Origin of the sequence: Methanospirillum hungatei (assembly GCF_019263745.1) — an archaeon.
Taxonomy (GTDB): Archaea; Halobacteriota; Methanomicrobia; order Methanomicrobiales; family Methanospirillaceae; genus Methanospirillum; species Methanospirillum purgamenti.
Genome location: NZ_CP077107.1, coordinates 598,699 through 614,567, shown reverse-complemented (window position 1 = coordinate 614,567; position 15,869 = coordinate 598,699). Strand labels below are relative to the sequence as shown.

Sequence of the window (15,869 nt, the reverse complement as noted above, 5' to 3'; positions counted from 1 at the left end):
GAGCATATATGAACCGGTTATTCTTTTCCGGATTCATCATCCTCTTTCTGCTCAGCCCGGTAGGATTTGCCGATGAGATCTCGTCTTCGATTCAGTGTGACGGAGCAACCTGGGTTTCTTCGTCTGTTCAGGGTCAAGATGAACATTATTCCGGGAGTTTTTTCACAACCGATCTCTCCTCGCTCATGCGAATTCTTCATCTTGGTGATTCGGTGGAGGTGTTCACCTCGCAGGAATCATCCGGACCGATGGGGATTGACGAGTATTCAGATCGTGGTTCGAATTCATCTGATGAAGCTTCCCGGTGTATGTTTACTCTTCCGGGAAATGTGACAGTTGGACGGAGTGAGATTGTAGCATCCGGCCTTTTTTCCGGGGGAAGGTATGTTTCGTCACGGGAACTGAGTGATGTGTTAGGAGCCAGATTTCAGGTGAACGGATCCGGGCTTTTGCTTACGAGGGCAGAATCTGATGATGGGAACCGAACGGTGCGGTTTGGGTCTGATGTCGGAGGAATGATGAACGTGACCGAACGGATGGTGCTCGGTGATTGAGATAATTCTTTCAGGAATTTCTCTTGGGATTTCGGTGGTGAGTTGTATCGGAACTGCCGGGATTTGGATCAGGTACATCCGGGAGAGCCGGAGGGTGCTCAGTCTGGTCCGGGTGGGGGAGGATGGTGAGGTGATGGGGATGGAATAGGGGGAGGGAGAAGAATCGAACTGATAATTTAATTGAATGTTCACAAATTTCTGAATTTTTAAATATTAGAATTATTTTCTTTAATTTTTCAAGAATTAATCTTTATTATCAAATTTACTTCGCTAATGAAACTTTTGTGTACTTTCAATCAACTAAAGATTTTTGCAAATAAGTATATCTCGATAATAGAAACAAAAATTTTTTTCAACATTGAATTATAATAATATATAAAAAATATTTCATACAAAATGCAAAAAGAAAATCATTACATGATAAAAAATTAAGAATTAATAAATGCCATCCGAACCCCCTCCATCAAAAGGTGAAAGAAATGCGATAATTGGCTATAAACCTCAATATGAAATAGCAGCAATAAAGATAATTACAGCAATAAAAGCCGGAAATCTAGTATCAATAAAAATTGCTGATCCAGATGCAGGGCGAGTAGATGATTTTCAAATTTTATCAATTAACCGAATTGACGCATATCAAATAAAATGGAGTGAATATCCTTCTTCCATTACATATAATAAATTCATTTCTCCTATTGATGGTAATCCTTGCTATATTGCCCAACTAGCAGATGGTTGGAAACGATTAAAGAATAAATTTCCAAGTAAAAAAATTTGTGTTCATTTTATTCATCGAAATTATCCATCGACCAATGATAAAATAAATTCATGTAAAAAAAACAATCCTGACAGGTTACATTTTGCTAGTTTTATCGCCCAAATATGGAACAAAATTCATAATTCGTCTCCAGAATTTAGATTTCAGATTCCTGATGAATGGGATTTTGCATTTCAAAAATTTTATGAATCTTCTAAACTTGAAACTATTGAAGAGTTTATTAATTTTGTAAAAGATTGTTCATTAGAATTTGGTTATAATATTCCAAATTTTGAAGAATTACCTGAAAAAGATAGATTTTCAACAATAGACGATATAAATAATATCTCAAAAAAATTAATTGATTTGGTTGCTGATCCAAGTAAAACTATAGAATATAGTTTAAAAGAATTTTTAATCATAATTGGATGGGAAAGTAGAAATGATTTAATTAACCAGCATTTATTTCCAATAAATGAAAGATTATACCAAAAAAACCATAATTTATACACTGATTTTGACAATTTAATTAACAATATCAATAAAGGATACATAGGACTTATTGGAACACCCGGTTCCGGGAAATCTACCTTCTTAACTCAATTTTTAAAAAATCGATCGGAATTAGTTATAAAATATTATTCATATATACCAAATTCATATGAACCTGTCAATCTTAGAGGAGAATCTAAAAATTTTCTTCATGATATATCACTGCAACTTGATCATGAGGGATTTTCTTCTGGAGGTAGTGTAAGTTCATTTGATAGAACCATTCTTCTGAAACGGTTTTACAACCAAATGCAGTACTTGCACGAAGAATGGAAAAAAAATCAAAGAAAAACTATTTTTTTAATCGATGGACTAGATCATATTTCTCGCGAACAACATCCAGAATATTCTCTTTTAAATGATCTTCCTGACCCAAACAAAATCCCTGATGGGATTATTTTTATTCTTGGAAGCCAAACCGACGAAATTTTTCCAAGTGCCGTTAAATCAGAAATTCGAGATAAACGAATAATTGAAATGCCATCCCTAAATCTCGAAGAAGTTAGAAATATTATTAAAAATTCACCTATTCAAATTCCTTTAGAGATAGATCAAATTAACAAGATTTTTTTACTCTCCAATGGTCATCCACTATCATTAATTTATTTATTGAACAAAATTCTGGAAACGGAAGACAATGAAGAAATATCTAATATTTTAAATAAGACAAATCCCTTTTCAGGGAATATTGAAAAACAATATGAATCCTATTGGGATGAACTGAAAGATGATTTTGATCTGATCAAACTATTAGGTTTAATCGCACGATGTAAATCAGGAATTGATCTAAAATGGTTTAATACTTGGTATGATAGAAAAAGTATATCTAAATTAAGAAGGACCTTTTCCCATTATTTTAAAGTCGGGGAGTCAGGTTTTTGGTTTTTCTTTCATAACAGTTTTCGTTCATTCATAATTAAAAAAACCTCAGAAATCGAGTCTGGAATAATTGATGAATCACAATCAATTTATTTTCAAAAAATTTTAGCAAATCAAGCATCTCAAGAACCTAAAACATCAATTCATTCTTGGGATATAATTTTTCATCTATTTAATGCAAAAGAATATCAAAAAGTTATTGAAATAAGCACGGCATCATATTTCAGAGAGCAATTTTTAAATTTCCGAGCGATCCGAGAAATTAAGAATGATATTATTTTTGCTTTAGATTCGGCAAAAATTTTAAATAACTATCACAGATTTATTCGTCTGATGTTAATTGGAAGTGAATATGAACAAAGAAAATCCTATTTAGAAGACATTTCATATTTTCCTCTCCTTTTTCACCATTTACAAGAACATCCAGAAATATGTATAGAGCATCTCATTTCTGGAAATGAATTACAGATTGAACAGATAAAAGGAATAAAACTAACAAAAACGCTAAATCATATCAGTTTTCAAATATCTAAATTAATATTTGAGTTATCTGAACCATATGATATATTAATTTCTTCAGAAACCTATAATAATTTCCAGAAATATTCTCCAGATACATTACTTACATGGGCTTCATCGGCCCCATATTTTCGAACTATAGATGAAATAATAAAATTAATCCGAAATTGTAAACAAATTAACCTTAATGAATCCCATGATTTATCAACTGAAAATATAATAAAATTTCAGCAAAAATTACTCTTTATAGTAGGAATATCCTTAATTGAACTAAACAAATGGGAAGATGTAAAAATCATCAATAATGAAATTAATAAAATTTCCTCATCTCTTAATAAAGATATTGTATTTAATCTCAACATTTGGAGTTCAGATTTTTGTATATTAATTAATAATTTAGAAGAAGCAGAGTATTTTTTAGAGAAAGTAAAGGATGTTATTGGTGATAGTTATTTATTTCCAGAAAATGAACAGTTTAATGCAGAGAGAATAATTTATTTTTTGTATAATGCCTTAAAAATTAAAAAAGACGAAACTTTTGCACAGAAATATTTAAAACATGTCCAATGTCCAGAAAATATTAATTTTTTGAATTTTTCTAACCCATTTTCTGAATTTGAGAGTTTTATTCGGTATAATAAAATTCAATTTTTGCTAGGATATGATTATCAACCCTTGGAATTGAATATATCAAATGAAAATGAAGAGGAAATATTGTTTTTTCTCTTTAAAAGACATATATATACACTGAGTTATATTTCTGTGATGGGAGATATAAATAAAGAATTGCCTCCTGAACAAATATCAGAATTAATTATCCCCATTTTAGGATTTTATTATCAAAATTTTTCACTCAATCGTAGAATAAAAAATGGATACTTTATTCATCAATGTCAAAAAGAGTTTTTTGAATTTTTTGTAGATTCAGTGGTTAACCATAAAAATGGAATAAAAGTATTATATTTACTACTTGACAAAGAATGGGAAAAGCCCGATAACGAAAAATATTGGCCATCTTTAGTCTGGGAAAATATAATAAAAATTATTTATAAACATAGCGGTGATAAAAAATGGTGCAACAATAAAGTAAATTTAATTGAAGAATCTTTTTTATCACGTCCCGAGAAATATTATGATACAAATCAAAGGATCCACGAATTCTATGATTATTCTGAAATATGTGCGATAATTAAAAATCAGCTAAAGTCACTACAATATCTCCGTAAGACATTTGAAACTTCATTAGGTATTGGTTTTCGTAAGGATTACCAATTAAATAATTGGATTAAATGGCTAGATATTATTAATAAAATTGATCCTGAACAAAGAGAAGAAAGGACAATTTTTTTTATCAATATTATTTCCGTTATGCATGAATATGTAGAAAAAAATTCTGATTTATATGCCGCGAAATTATTAATTTCGGTCACATTTAATTGGAGTCCCGAAAAAGCCTTAATTCTTGCAGAATGGTTTATTACTAAACATATTGTGCCCTATCTGGATGTAAGAAATTTATATTTATCCTTATTATTAAAAAGCGAATTAGATATACCAATTAATGATATTTTACCCCATGTAGAGAGTATTCTTTTTGATACTGAAAATGAAACTGAACATAGAGAAATTGTAAAAAATTTGTAACTATTCAGCCGGTCTCAGCGCCCTTATCCCGTCCATCTGAAAACCTACTCTAATATTAGTCCTCTTCTTCTAAAAATTCATTTTTACCGAAAGATCTTTTTATAATGACTATTAACGTTAAATTATCAAATGGACTTTCCAGAAGAACTCAAAGCCAAAATACTTGAATGTCCTCCTGAAGTAATTGCATATATTGTTCACCTACATGAAAGAATTGATCAATTAGAATCCAGAGTCAAAGAACTCGAATCCAGGCTAAACCTCAATAGTCGAAATAGCGGAAAACCACCATCTTCTGATGGGTATGCTAAAAAGAATCGAAATAAATCAGATTCTCGAAAGAAATATCCGGGAGGTCAACCCGGCCATAAAGGGACAACCTTAAGGCAGAGTCCTCATCCAGATCATATCGAATATCATAAACCTCATGAATGCTCCAAATGTGGACATAGCCTTGTTTCTGGAAAAATACTCGGCATTGAAAAAAGACAGGTTTTTGATCTTCCCCCTCCTCCCACAATCGAGATAACAGAACATCAGTCTTTCACTATCTGCTGTCCTCATTGTGGTTTAAAAACATCAGGGGATTTTCCCGAAGATGTTACACATCCAGTTCAATATGGATCCAGAGTCAAATCTTATCTGACCTATTTTTCTCATCATCAATTAATCCCTTATGAACGAGTAACTGAAATCTGCTCAGTTCTTTTCGGTTTTTCTGTTAGTCCTGGAACAATCGTAAATTTAACTCACAATCTAGCGAAGAAATTACAATCATTTAAGGATGATATTGTAAACGTTCTTCAAAATGAGCCCGTAATCCATAATGATGAAACTGGAGTCAGAGTAGAAGGAAAACTTCATTGGCTTCATGTGACCTGTACTCCTAACCTAACTCATTATTCCCTTCAGAGAAAAAGAGGTAAAGAAGGAATGGATAATATTGGAATCCTTCCTGAATTTCATGGGATTAGTGTTCATGATTTCTGGGGTCCTTATCTTTCCTATTCCTGCGAACACAGTTTTTGTTGTGCTCATATTATCCGAGAACTCATCCGGGTTGAAGAAGAAACCTCTCAAAAATGGCCTTATGATCTTATTGAGTTATTATTAGGGGCAAAAGAAAACAAAGAGATATTTCATGGAGTTGGGGTTCCTATTCCTCCAATCATTCGTACCAGTCTGATGGAGTCATACGATGAATTGATACAGATAGGACTGGATGAAAATCCTCCACCGGTTGTAGATGAAGTAAAAAGGGGCAGGAAGAAAAAGGGATTTGTACGAAACTTACTCGAAAGGCTAAAAGAGTGGAGAGAGAGTGTGTTGAGATTTATAAATGATCCTCTCGTTCCATTCGACAATAATCAGGCCGAGAGAGATATTCGTATGATGAAGGTAAAAATGAAAATATCAGGTGGATTTAGAAGCTTCGATACAGCCAGTGCGATTGCTCTGATCAGAAGTTACATCTCAACTATAAGAAAAAATGGAATTAATGTTATTGAAGGAATTGTTTCAGCATTTCATAATTTTCCATGGTCACCAAATAGAACCAAAGATATTAGTGGAGAGTCGTTACTCTCTCAAAATCTTGCATTAGCCTAAGCCGACTGAATAGTTACATTTTTTTTAAGAATTCAATCATTATCCCAGAAGATACACATTAAGGGTATAGTATGCACCGATGAAGATGAAGAGTACCGCAACAATCCGTCTGAACCATTTTTCAGCAACCTGAACTTTGTTCATCATCGCTCCACACCGGCCAACACCCGTAGAAAGAAGGGCTGCAAAGATGATCACCGGAAGTCCGGTTGCTATTCCGAACACGAGGGGGACGCCAATTGGATCCTGGGCACTAAGGGCTAGTGGGACCAGCATACCGAAAAAAAGGACGGCGCTAAACGGACAGAAACTTAAAGCAAATAAAATACCTAAGAGGAAACTTCCGAAAAATCCTTTCTCAATAAATTTTTTTGAGAGTTTTTCTTTTAAATTTAAAAGACCTTCATGTTCGAATTTCATACTGATGGGAATAATCTCAAGCATTAATATTCCACAAATCAGGAGGATCGGTCCAAGCAGGAGATCGCCATATTGCTGAAGGAAAAGTGATATTGACTGAACTTTCAGGCCGCCCAGAACAATGAGAGCAGCTATCGCCATATATACGAGCGATCTTCCCAGGGTGTATAAACATCCAACAAGGAACGTGTGCTTGCCGGATGAGAGGTTTCGTGAAATGTATGCAATGGCAGTAATATTCGTGGCCAGGGGACAGGGACTGATAGCCATCATAAGACCGATGAAAAAAGCGGCGACAAGGGGAATATCACTACTTCCCATTGCCTCCATAAATGACATCAGATCGCTCAAGATGTTTCACCTTTCAGGAATGGGTCCAGAATTCCAGTCAAATAGGTGGTATATTCATTCTCATCCCCAATTTTATACCATGCACCAACAAGATCCTGCTTCGTGAAAGAATCTTTCGTGGATACTCCGATCATCAGGGATGAAGACACCACTTCATACTTTTCTGCCAGTTCTCGATTTTGTGGATCTTCAGCATTTATATGACCAAATACCAGTTTTCCTGATGCAAGTTCATCAGGATAATAGGTATTCACAACCTTTTCAGCCATATCTCCCAAGGTCACACAGGAATAACATTGCTGATTTCCATGAAAATGGTAGAGTTCTACCTTAGTGATATCTGGTAATGCTGACGATGAAGGTACTTCACTCTTCATCTGCGATTCATTGCCTGAATTGGTTCCGGTGCATCCAGCAAAGAGAGTCAGAAACAGGGCACATAAAATGAGTGCTCCGATTATCTTAAGATGATCTGTTTTTCTCATTCAGAAATCTCCACATTGGCGATAATCACAAATGTGACATCAATTCACTATAGATTCTAGTTCAAAGTATTACAAACTTTCTTGAACTACTTTATCATTAAAAATAAAAAAACCTGGAGAATTATGCCAAATTTTGCTTTTTTACGGGGAACCATCCTTTGGTCCGAAGACAGATCTTTACGAGCATAAGCATGGTCGGAACTTCTATAAGAACTCCGACAACGGTTGCAAGAGCTGCACCGGAAGAAATTCCAAAAAGGATCGTTGCCGTTGCAATTGCAACCTCAAAATGGTTTGATGCTCCAATCATGGCAGAGGGAGCAGCATCCTCATACGTAAATTTCCAGGTTTTCGAGAGGATATAACCCAACGAAAATATGAGAACTGTCTGGATGAATAGCGGGATTGCAATCCAGAGAATCGTAAGGGGATCATTCAGGATAACCTCCCCTTTAAAGCTGAAGAGGAGGATTAATGTAACTAATAGCGCAATGATCGTTACCGGGGTAAGGTAGTGGATGAATTTCGTTTTAAACCACTCCTCTCCCTTATAGCGAATAATGAGAATTCTGGATATGTATCCGGCTATGAGGGGAAGGGCAACATAAATTGCAATAGATAATGCTAATGCTTCCCATGGAACCGGAAGTTGTCCAACTCCCAGGAAAAAACCCCCCAGCGGACCATATAATACCAGCATGGATAAGGAGTTTATCGCAACCATAACAAGCGTATGGCCATCATTTCCTTTTGCAAGATATCCCCAGACGAGAACCATCGCTGTGCAGGGAGCAATTCCAAGAAGAATGCATCCGGCGAGATAACTCCTCCATAATGGGATTTCTAGCATTTTCACCCCGTTTTCCATCACGATAGTTCCATCCCCATATGTGGTACCAACTGGAAGATCCACTCCGAATGGCATTTTCACAAGGTCTATTGCATCCGGGCCGATGAATTGAAGAAATACATATCCCAGAAAAAACGTGGCGATAATATACATGGTGAACGGCTTGATTGCCCAGTTCACGAAAAGTGTCAGACTGACGGGTTTAATGTTCTTTCCCGCTTTTAGCACTTCAGAAAAATCTATCTTGACCATGATAGGATACATCATAAAAAACAGGCAAAGTGCTATCGGAATTGAAATTATGGGCGCTTCTCCAATGTATATTGACAAACTGTCAAGATAAGTTGAGACATTCGGAGCATATCTGCCGAGAAGTATTCCGAGAGCGATACAGACCAAAACCCAAACCGTCAGATATTTTTCAAAAAAACCCAGACCTTTTGACTGTTTTGGTGAAATCGTAGATTTTTCTTGTGAAGCGTTCATAACATATCACGATTGTGATTCAAAATCATTTGAACTTCATTAGTACATATACCTCTCTCTCTGCTACCGGGGATATTCGGAATGTTCGATCATGGTATGAAAACTGATAAAAAATCTGCCTGTTTCTGAAAGAGAGTACCGAATCCAGTTACCTTGTGGCTCTTGTATAATGAGGCCGGCACCTTTTAAAATATTCAGGTGATAAGAGAGTTTCGAATCGGCAATGTTTAAACAGTTTTTAACGAGACAGACACAGAGTGTTTGAACTGCAAGAAGATGAAGTACTTTCAATCGAATAAAATCACTAAGAGCATGATGGATTTTTGCCTGACTGGTGAGTTGTTCATATTTCGGAGTTGAACTACATATTGCTTGCATCCCTCCCCGGGACTGGACACCTAATCTGATATCTTCCGGTATATCAGGAAATTCTTCGTCACATGGGCATGGTTTGGATTGGGATGTTCGACGGGGCATCTATTTCAAAGATATATGAAATCACATGGAGGAAAAAAGTATCGCTCATTCGGGCAGTATGAAATCCAGGATAAAGACGAATCCTTTACTATGCATTTGAGTAGTAAATACACCATATAGTAGTGCAACTTATATGAGAGTTTCAATCAGAGCTGTAATGCTCATTTATTTAGTAGGTATTATCTGAAATTTCAATGTATGATAATCAGAGGTATTATGGTAGTTCAAAAATTGTTGATATATAGTCTTCTTACCGTCGCCATCTTATTCATTCAGGTTGGATCAGCATCAGTATTTCTTCAGGACAGTACAGAGATCCCAGGAGATCAGCTTCTTGCTACGATGAATAATACGACTAACCTTTCTTCATCCCCATTTCCGATTCAGTTTTTCTATAATACTCATTGTGGATCATGTCAGGAAGCAGTTGAGTTTCTGAATGGATTTACTGTTAAAAACCCGGATATTACTGTTTTATACCACGATCTTTACAATAGTTCTGCCAATAGTTCCATGTTTACCGAGTATAAGACGAAATTTAACGATAATGTCAATATCCATTATCCAGCGGTTTTCATAGGGGATGTTGTTCTGGTAGGTTCTTTTGACATTGCGTCGTATACAGAAACACTCACCACATGGTATCAGGAAAAGAGAAACACCCAAACAATTCCCGGATTTCTCTCCTGGATAACGAGACTCTTTTCCGGAAAATGATACAATAAAATTTCCTATGAATATCCGTGTAGAACGGTAACTATTTCTTATTGGAATAAGGGGAAAGATGTCTGAAACGATACAGCAGGCCAATAGTCTGGTAAAACTTGGGATAATATTTGCTCTTTTTGGAATAGTCTGTCCATTTTTCTGGATGCGGATTTTTGCCGGAGATTATGGTTCTGAAACTATGGTTTATGGTTTTCATTCAATGGTGTTTATCATTCTCGGCCTGATATGTATTGCTAAAGGCTGGAATGACTTAAAAAATTTACATTTTCACCGATGTAGCATTGATTGAAAAAGTATCGCCTTCTCCCCGGATCAGTTTTCCTACCACTAATACGATCTCTCTTTTGTCAGGAATTTTTCCTGAAAAGGTGACAGGAAGGATTTCAGAATTTTTTCTTACAGCCGAGCAGGTTACGCAGCCTATTGAATCGGAAAGAATGAACCTGTGTTCCTTTGGGTATGATGCCGAAACAATTCCCTTTATGCTTACAATATTTCCCACATAAGAATCCGGCTCCAAATAGAATTTCGCAATATTTGGAAGTATAAGAGGGTCTGTTCCTAATACATTTTCTCCAGGGATTTCTGCTAATATTGGAACGGATAGTAAAAAACTAATAAAAAGGAAAAATAGTAACCTTCTCATCTGTGCTCATATTTTGGACAATATATCAAAATAAAGTATCTGAACTATTATTTCTTTTTAATATTTTTCTTCTCTTCAGAACAAAGGGACAATGCTTTTGCTCCGAGATCAGTAAGTTCATAAATAATCCAATTTCCCTGTGATGATCCTTCGATCAGTCCCATTGAGCTTAATTTTTTCAGGTGATACGATAGCCTGGTATCTGATATCTCAAGCAACTCCCGTATAATACAGACACAAAGAGGCTGGACTGAAAGCATGGAAAGGATCTTTATTCGGAATGGGTCAGAGAGAGCTTTAAAGAGAGAGACGTTTTGTAAAACCGCATTACGGGGCATGATCCGGTTCGATAATCCTTCCAGACCACCGATGGTCATCAAAGGTTCAAGAACTTCAGGGGGTATTTTGGCTGGAATTGCAGAATCCACACAATTCGTGCTGCAAGCGGCCTTTTTCATCGTATATCTTATCTCCCTGATGAGAAGTTCAATATTTCGATGAATTATGATATCTATAGAGAATATAGTAAAAACCATCATCCGATTAAAGGTTCACTTAAGAATACTCATATCATGAATAATCTGACCGTTTTGTTTATTTGTACCCATAACTCTGCCCGGTCACAGATAGCAGAGGGATATCTCATGGACCGGTATGGAGATCGGTATATTGGATATAGCGCAGGGACAGAAGTAACCAGAGTCCATCCTCTCGCCATTGAAGTAATGAGAGAAATCGGCATTGATATATCAGGTCAACGTTCAAAGCCTCTCCTGGAATTTTTTGATACTGATATCGATATCGTTGTGACGGTTTGTGATGGAGCAAAAGCAGTCTGCCCGTTATTTCCTGGAGCGAGGAGAACCATCCACCAGGGATTTACTGATCCATCCTTATCTATGGGTTCTGATGAAGAGCAATTAGCAATATTCCGGATTGTACGGGATGAGATTACACAGTGGATTGACGAGAATGTAAACCCCTGCGGAGCTCTGGCTTGGTAATTCTCTATCTCAAACTTTATTGAAATTCCCTGCAAATGATATCCTGATAGTTGTGAAGATTGGAATTGTGAGTGATGGTCAATATGGAGAACGGGCCTTTGAGCAGATTCGGAGAAGGTTTCCAACCGAGTGGATCCTCCTCCCTTTTCCCTCTTCACCGGTAGTTGATGAGATTGATCTTACTATTCCTCCCTGTGATCTCTACATCTCGTATATTCGGCATCCTGATATTGCAATGGAACTTGTGAAAACCGGTGTTCCCATTCTTCTCGGGGTGAATCTGGGCCCTGGATTCATTAATCAGGCAAGGGAGATAAACCCGGCTGTTATCGGTCCGGAGACAATGTGCTCGCTTCTTCCGAACACGAAGTTCTGGCAGATAAACGAGTATGCAAAAGGTTTCGGCAGGCCGGTTTTCTATCTGATACTGGACAAAGAACGGGTGGTCTGGTGTCACCCGCTTCGTGGTTCCCCATGTGGTTCGACGGATGCTGCAGCACATGAGCTGAACGGGCAGCAATTAGATATGGAGGCGATGAACCGGTTTGCTCTTTCTATCTGTCATAATTGTCGTGCTCCCCGGTTCGGGAAAACGTGTGATAAGGAGAAGGCAGGTATTATTCATTTGGTAGAACTGCTTGCTGCTCTGAAAGGTGTCAATAGAGAGTTATGGGAAAAGTGCTCTCAACTGGTAGATCAGTCAACGTGCAGAGTCATTTCAGGTATTTAGGAAGAAAAGACAATTGAATAACTTCGGAAAAAAATTCATTCAGGTCAATTTCTCGGTTCTATATGGGTGATAGACCCTAATTTATTATATGTGTAGTTGTTCTAATGAATAGCAAAAAATTAGGATGTTGTAAACTTATTTTATGGAACCAAAGATTTTCCCAATTGTTTTGCCTCCATGATCTTCTCCGGATAATTGGAAAGATCATCAGGTTTGTTACAATTATTTTGCCAGATAAACCCTGCATCAACAAACCCTATGTATTGGAAGACTTTTTTCAGGTAATCATTGGTCGTATTCATATCCTCAATATCCTCACCGCCACATGTCAGGGCAACAACAATTTTTTTCCCTTTCGGCATATCACAGGAGAAATCAGGAGTAAAATGGCCATATATCCGGTCGATAAATGGATAAGCCTGAGCACTTAATCTAAACCAGTATATCGGAGAGCCAAATACAACAATATCTGATTCCTTTATTTTCTGATATATTTCTTCCATATCATCCTGTATTATGCATTCTCCGTCTTTTTTGCATACATCACAACCGGTACATGGTTGAATGTCGAAGTCACAGAGACGTATCAATTCTGTCTTCGCCCCAGCTTCCTGTGCTCCAGTAAGTATATGCTCTACCAGTCTCTGAGTGTTCCCGCTTTTTCGTGGACTTGAAGTTATTCCAACAATTTTCATACTTGAATTATAAACCTAGGTTGAAGAAAGCCTTTTCGTTTCCCTATATGGTTGGAATTGCCTTCCTATCTGGATACCATAGTAGTTACATCAGATATCAGAATTTTCTCGCCCAGGAAATTTCTTAAAGGAGCATACATCCATTGATCCTGAATGGTATGAAAACAATGTATCAATACCAGCCGAAGGCTTCAGTTAGTATAACAATTTCATTTAACTTTTTTAAAGGATTATTATTGCATAATTCCTCAATATTTCACTAATTTTTCAAGTATTTGGTTCTTAGCTCAGATCGGTTCACCATTAAAAATAAATTATTGCAGTCAATGTCCACTCCTAATCACCATTTATCGGAATTTTTTCACAACTATTATATCAGCTGCTATAGACTTTGTTATATCACTGAGGAATCGAAATGGATCTCAAGTATGTCCAGACTACATGCCCGTACTGCGGTACCGGCTGTTCTTTTAACCTCGTGGTAAAGGACGGAAAGGTTGTGGGGACTGCTCCCTACCACCGCTCTCCGGTGAACGAAGGAAAGGTATGCCCGAAAGGGACCTATGCCCATGAATTCGTCAACGCTCCTGACCGTCTGACAAAACCACTGATTAAGAAGGATGGAAAGTTTGTAGAAGCAACCTGGGATGAAGCACTCAAGCTCATTGCAGAGAAGTTCAAATCCTACAACCCCGATGAATGTATGTGTCTTGCATCAGCACGTGTCTCAAATGAAGACAACTACGCCATGATGAAGTTTGCCCGTGGTGTCCTCAAGACCAAGCACATTGATCACTGTGCCCGTCTCTGCCATGCATCCACGGTTGCAGGTCTTGCAAACATCTTTGGATCCGGTGCAATGACCAACTCCATCGGTGACATTGCCGATTCAAAGTGTGTCTTTATCATTGGTTCAAACACCTTTGAATGCCACCCGCTTATCGGACGCCGTGTCATGCAGGCAAAGGCAAAAGGTGCCAAGTTCATCTATGCCGACCCACGTCTGACCGCAACCGGAAAACAGGCAGACCTGTTCCTGCAGTTCAGATCCGGAACTGATGTCTGTCTCATGAATGGTATGATGCAGGAGATCATCAAGAACGGCTGGGAAAACAAGGAATTCATTGAAAAGCGCTGTAACGGTTTTGATGAACTCAAGAAAGAGGTCATGAAGGATGAGTACAGCCTTGAGAATGTCTCATCAGTTACCGGTGTACCGGTTGACAAGATCAAGACTGCAGCAGAATGGTTTGCAAAATCAGGTGCAAGTGCAATTCTCTACTCCATGGGTATTACCCAGCACACAACTGGTGTTGACAATGTCAAGTCCTGTGGTAACCTGCAGATGCTGACCGGAAACCTCGGACGTGCTGGAACCGGTGTGAATGCACTTCGTGGACAGAACAATGTACAGGGTGCCTGTGACATGGGATGTCTGCCGGTTGTCTATACTGCATACCAGAAAGTTATCGACGAAGCAGCCCAGAAGAAGTTCGCTGACGGATGGAAATTCCCTGATGGCATTGCAAAAGGTGAGAACGGGTACGAAGTCACTACCCTGATGAACGTTCTGACCGACAAGCCAGGCGAGATCAAATGTCTGTATATCATGGGTGAGAACCCGATGATCTCTGATCCAGACCTGACCCACGTCGAGCATGCACTCAAGACTCTTGACTTCCTTGTTGTCCAGGATATCTTCCTGAACGAGACCGCCGAGTTTGCTGATGTTGTTCTTCCGGCAGCCTGTTATGCAGAGAAGGACGGAACACAGACCTCAACCGAACGCCGTGTCCAGATGTGGAGAAAAGCACAGGATCCACCAGGAGAGGCAAAAGGTGACTGGGAGATCATCGCATCCATCGCAGAAAAGATGGGATATGGAGCCCAGTTCCCATGGAAGACTTCAGAAGAAGTATTTAACGAGATGGCAAGTTTCACTCCTTCCTACGCAGGAATGACCTATGAGCGCCTCAACAGACCAGAAGCACTCCACTGGCCATGTCCGACCAAGGAACACCCAGGAACTCCGATTCTTCACGGAGAAAAGTTTGGAATGCCAGACGGCAAAGGTCTCATGACCGGAATTCCATTCAAGTGGCCTCAGGAAGTTCCGGATGAAGAATATCCATATGTCCTGACCACCGGACGTTCCATCTGGCAATGGCACACAGGAACTATGACCCGCCGGTCTGTAGATCTTGAACGTGAAGAGCCAACCGGATGGATTGAGATTAACACCGGCGACGCAAAGAAACTCGGAATAGCAGACAAGGAAATGGTCAAGGCAAAAACCCGTCGTGGTGAGATCACCATCACTGCACGTGTCACTGATGATATCAAGCCAGGTGTTATGTTCATTCCATTCCACTACGTCGAATGTGCAGCAAACGTTTTGACCATCAACGCCCTCGACCCCATTGCCAAGATCCCAGAGTCCAAGGCTTGTGCGGTTCGGGTTGAGAAGATTCAGGAGGCCTGAA

General features: G+C 38.1%; 15 protein-coding genes. 9 read left to right on the top strand and 6 right to left on the bottom strand.

The window, feature by feature from the left end; all coding sequences use genetic code 11:
• The first annotated feature begins 8 nt into the window (after positions 1-8).
• The 4 genes from KSK55_RS02935 to tnpC all read left to right on the top strand — a co-directional run bounded on the left by KSK55_RS02935 (position 9) and on the right by tnpC (position 6,513).
• Positions 9-554: a hypothetical protein gene (locus KSK55_RS02935; RefSeq protein WP_218608109.1), complete on the top strand. Its 546-nt coding sequence runs from the start codon at positions 9-11 to the stop codon at positions 552-554.
• Positions 547-702 (top strand): hypothetical protein, encoded by a 156-nt coding sequence (locus tag KSK55_RS02930; protein ID WP_218608108.1) that lies wholly within the window; start codon positions 547-549, stop codon positions 700-702. The genes KSK55_RS02935 and KSK55_RS02930 overlap by 8 nt, the downstream gene beginning before the upstream one ends.
• Positions 703-996: 294 nt before the next feature.
• On the top strand, positions 997-4,905 hold the full coding sequence (locus tag KSK55_RS02925) for an ATP-binding protein (RefSeq protein ID WP_218608107.1): 3,909 nt from the start codon (positions 997-999) through the stop codon (positions 4,903-4,905).
• A 129-nt stretch (positions 4,906-5,034) separates the two neighbouring features.
• On the top strand, positions 5,035-6,513 hold the full coding sequence (tnpC, locus tag KSK55_RS02920) for an IS66 family transposase (RefSeq protein ID WP_218607127.1): 1,479 nt from the start codon (positions 5,035-5,037) through the stop codon (positions 6,511-6,513).
• 39 nt (positions 6,514-6,552) lie between these two features.
• Here the strand turns inward: tnpC and KSK55_RS02915 are convergent, their stop codons facing one another.
• The 4 genes from KSK55_RS02915 to KSK55_RS02900 form a co-directional block, all read right to left on the bottom strand.
• On the bottom strand, positions 6,553-7,284 hold the full coding sequence (locus KSK55_RS02915) for an aromatic aminobenezylarsenical efflux permease ArsG family transporter (protein WP_256664162.1): 732 nt from the start codon (positions 7,282-7,284) through the stop codon (positions 6,553-6,555).
• Positions 7,281-7,769, bottom strand: coding sequence for a nitrophenyl compound nitroreductase subunit ArsF family protein (locus KSK55_RS02910; RefSeq protein ID WP_218608106.1), 489 nt, complete (start codon positions 7,767-7,769; stop codon positions 7,281-7,283). Before KSK55_RS02910 ends, KSK55_RS02915 begins: the two co-directional genes overlap by 4 nt.
• 121 nt (positions 7,770-7,890) lie before the next feature.
• A complete protein-coding gene (gene arsB / locus KSK55_RS02905) occupies positions 7,891-9,105 on the bottom strand; it encodes an ACR3 family arsenite efflux transporter (RefSeq protein ID WP_218608105.1) in 1,215 nt (404 codons plus the stop codon).
• Between the two features lie 63 nt (positions 9,106-9,168).
• Complete coding sequence (locus KSK55_RS02900; protein WP_218608104.1) at positions 9,169-9,582, bottom strand: ArsR/SmtB family transcription factor; 414 nt, start codon at positions 9,580-9,582, stop codon at positions 9,169-9,171.
• 216 nt (positions 9,583-9,798) lie between these two features.
• On the opposite strand from KSK55_RS02900, the gene KSK55_RS02895 reads away from it, so the two are divergent.
• Together KSK55_RS02895 and KSK55_RS02890 are read left to right on the top strand one after the other, a co-directional pair.
• Positions 9,799-10,299 carry a thioredoxin domain-containing protein gene (locus KSK55_RS02895; RefSeq protein ID WP_218608103.1) on the top strand — a complete coding sequence of 167 codons (501 nt, stop codon included), beginning with the start codon at positions 9,799-9,801 and terminating at the stop codon, positions 10,297-10,299.
• Between the two features lie 67 nt (positions 10,300-10,366).
• A complete protein-coding gene (locus KSK55_RS02890; RefSeq protein ID WP_218608102.1) occupies positions 10,367-10,600 on the top strand; it encodes a hypothetical protein in 234 nt (77 codons plus the stop codon).
• A gap of 404 nt (positions 10,601-11,004) precedes the next feature.
• On the opposite strand, the gene KSK55_RS02885 is transcribed toward KSK55_RS02890, so the two are convergent.
• Positions 11,005-11,496, bottom strand: a complete 492-nt coding sequence (locus KSK55_RS02885; RefSeq protein WP_256664161.1) for an ArsR/SmtB family transcription factor — start codon at positions 11,494-11,496, stop codon at positions 11,005-11,007.
• A 33-nt stretch (positions 11,497-11,529) separates the two neighbouring features.
• Between KSK55_RS02885 and KSK55_RS02880 the strand changes: the two genes are divergently transcribed.
• Positions 11,530-11,961, top strand: coding sequence for an arsenate reductase ArsC (locus tag KSK55_RS02880; RefSeq protein WP_218608101.1), 432 nt, complete (start codon positions 11,530-11,532; stop codon positions 11,959-11,961).
• A 52-nt stretch (positions 11,962-12,013) separates the two neighbouring features.
• A complete protein-coding gene (locus KSK55_RS02875; RefSeq protein WP_256664160.1) occupies positions 12,014-12,691 on the top strand; it encodes a DUF166 family protein in 678 nt (225 codons plus the stop codon).
• A gap of 140 nt (positions 12,692-12,831) precedes the next feature.
• Here KSK55_RS02875 and KSK55_RS02870 read toward each other — a convergent pair whose 3' ends face one another.
• Positions 12,832-13,386, bottom strand: a complete 555-nt coding sequence (locus KSK55_RS02870) for a flavodoxin family protein (RefSeq protein WP_218608099.1) — start codon at positions 13,384-13,386, stop codon at positions 12,832-12,834.
• Between the two features lie 415 nt (positions 13,387-13,801).
• Here KSK55_RS02870 and fdhF point away from each other — a divergent pair, with 415 nt between their 5' ends.
• A complete protein-coding gene (gene fdhF / locus KSK55_RS02865; protein ID WP_218608098.1) occupies positions 13,802-15,868 on the top strand; it encodes a formate dehydrogenase subunit alpha in 2,067 nt (688 codons plus the stop codon).
• Position 15,869: the final 1 nt, after the last annotated feature.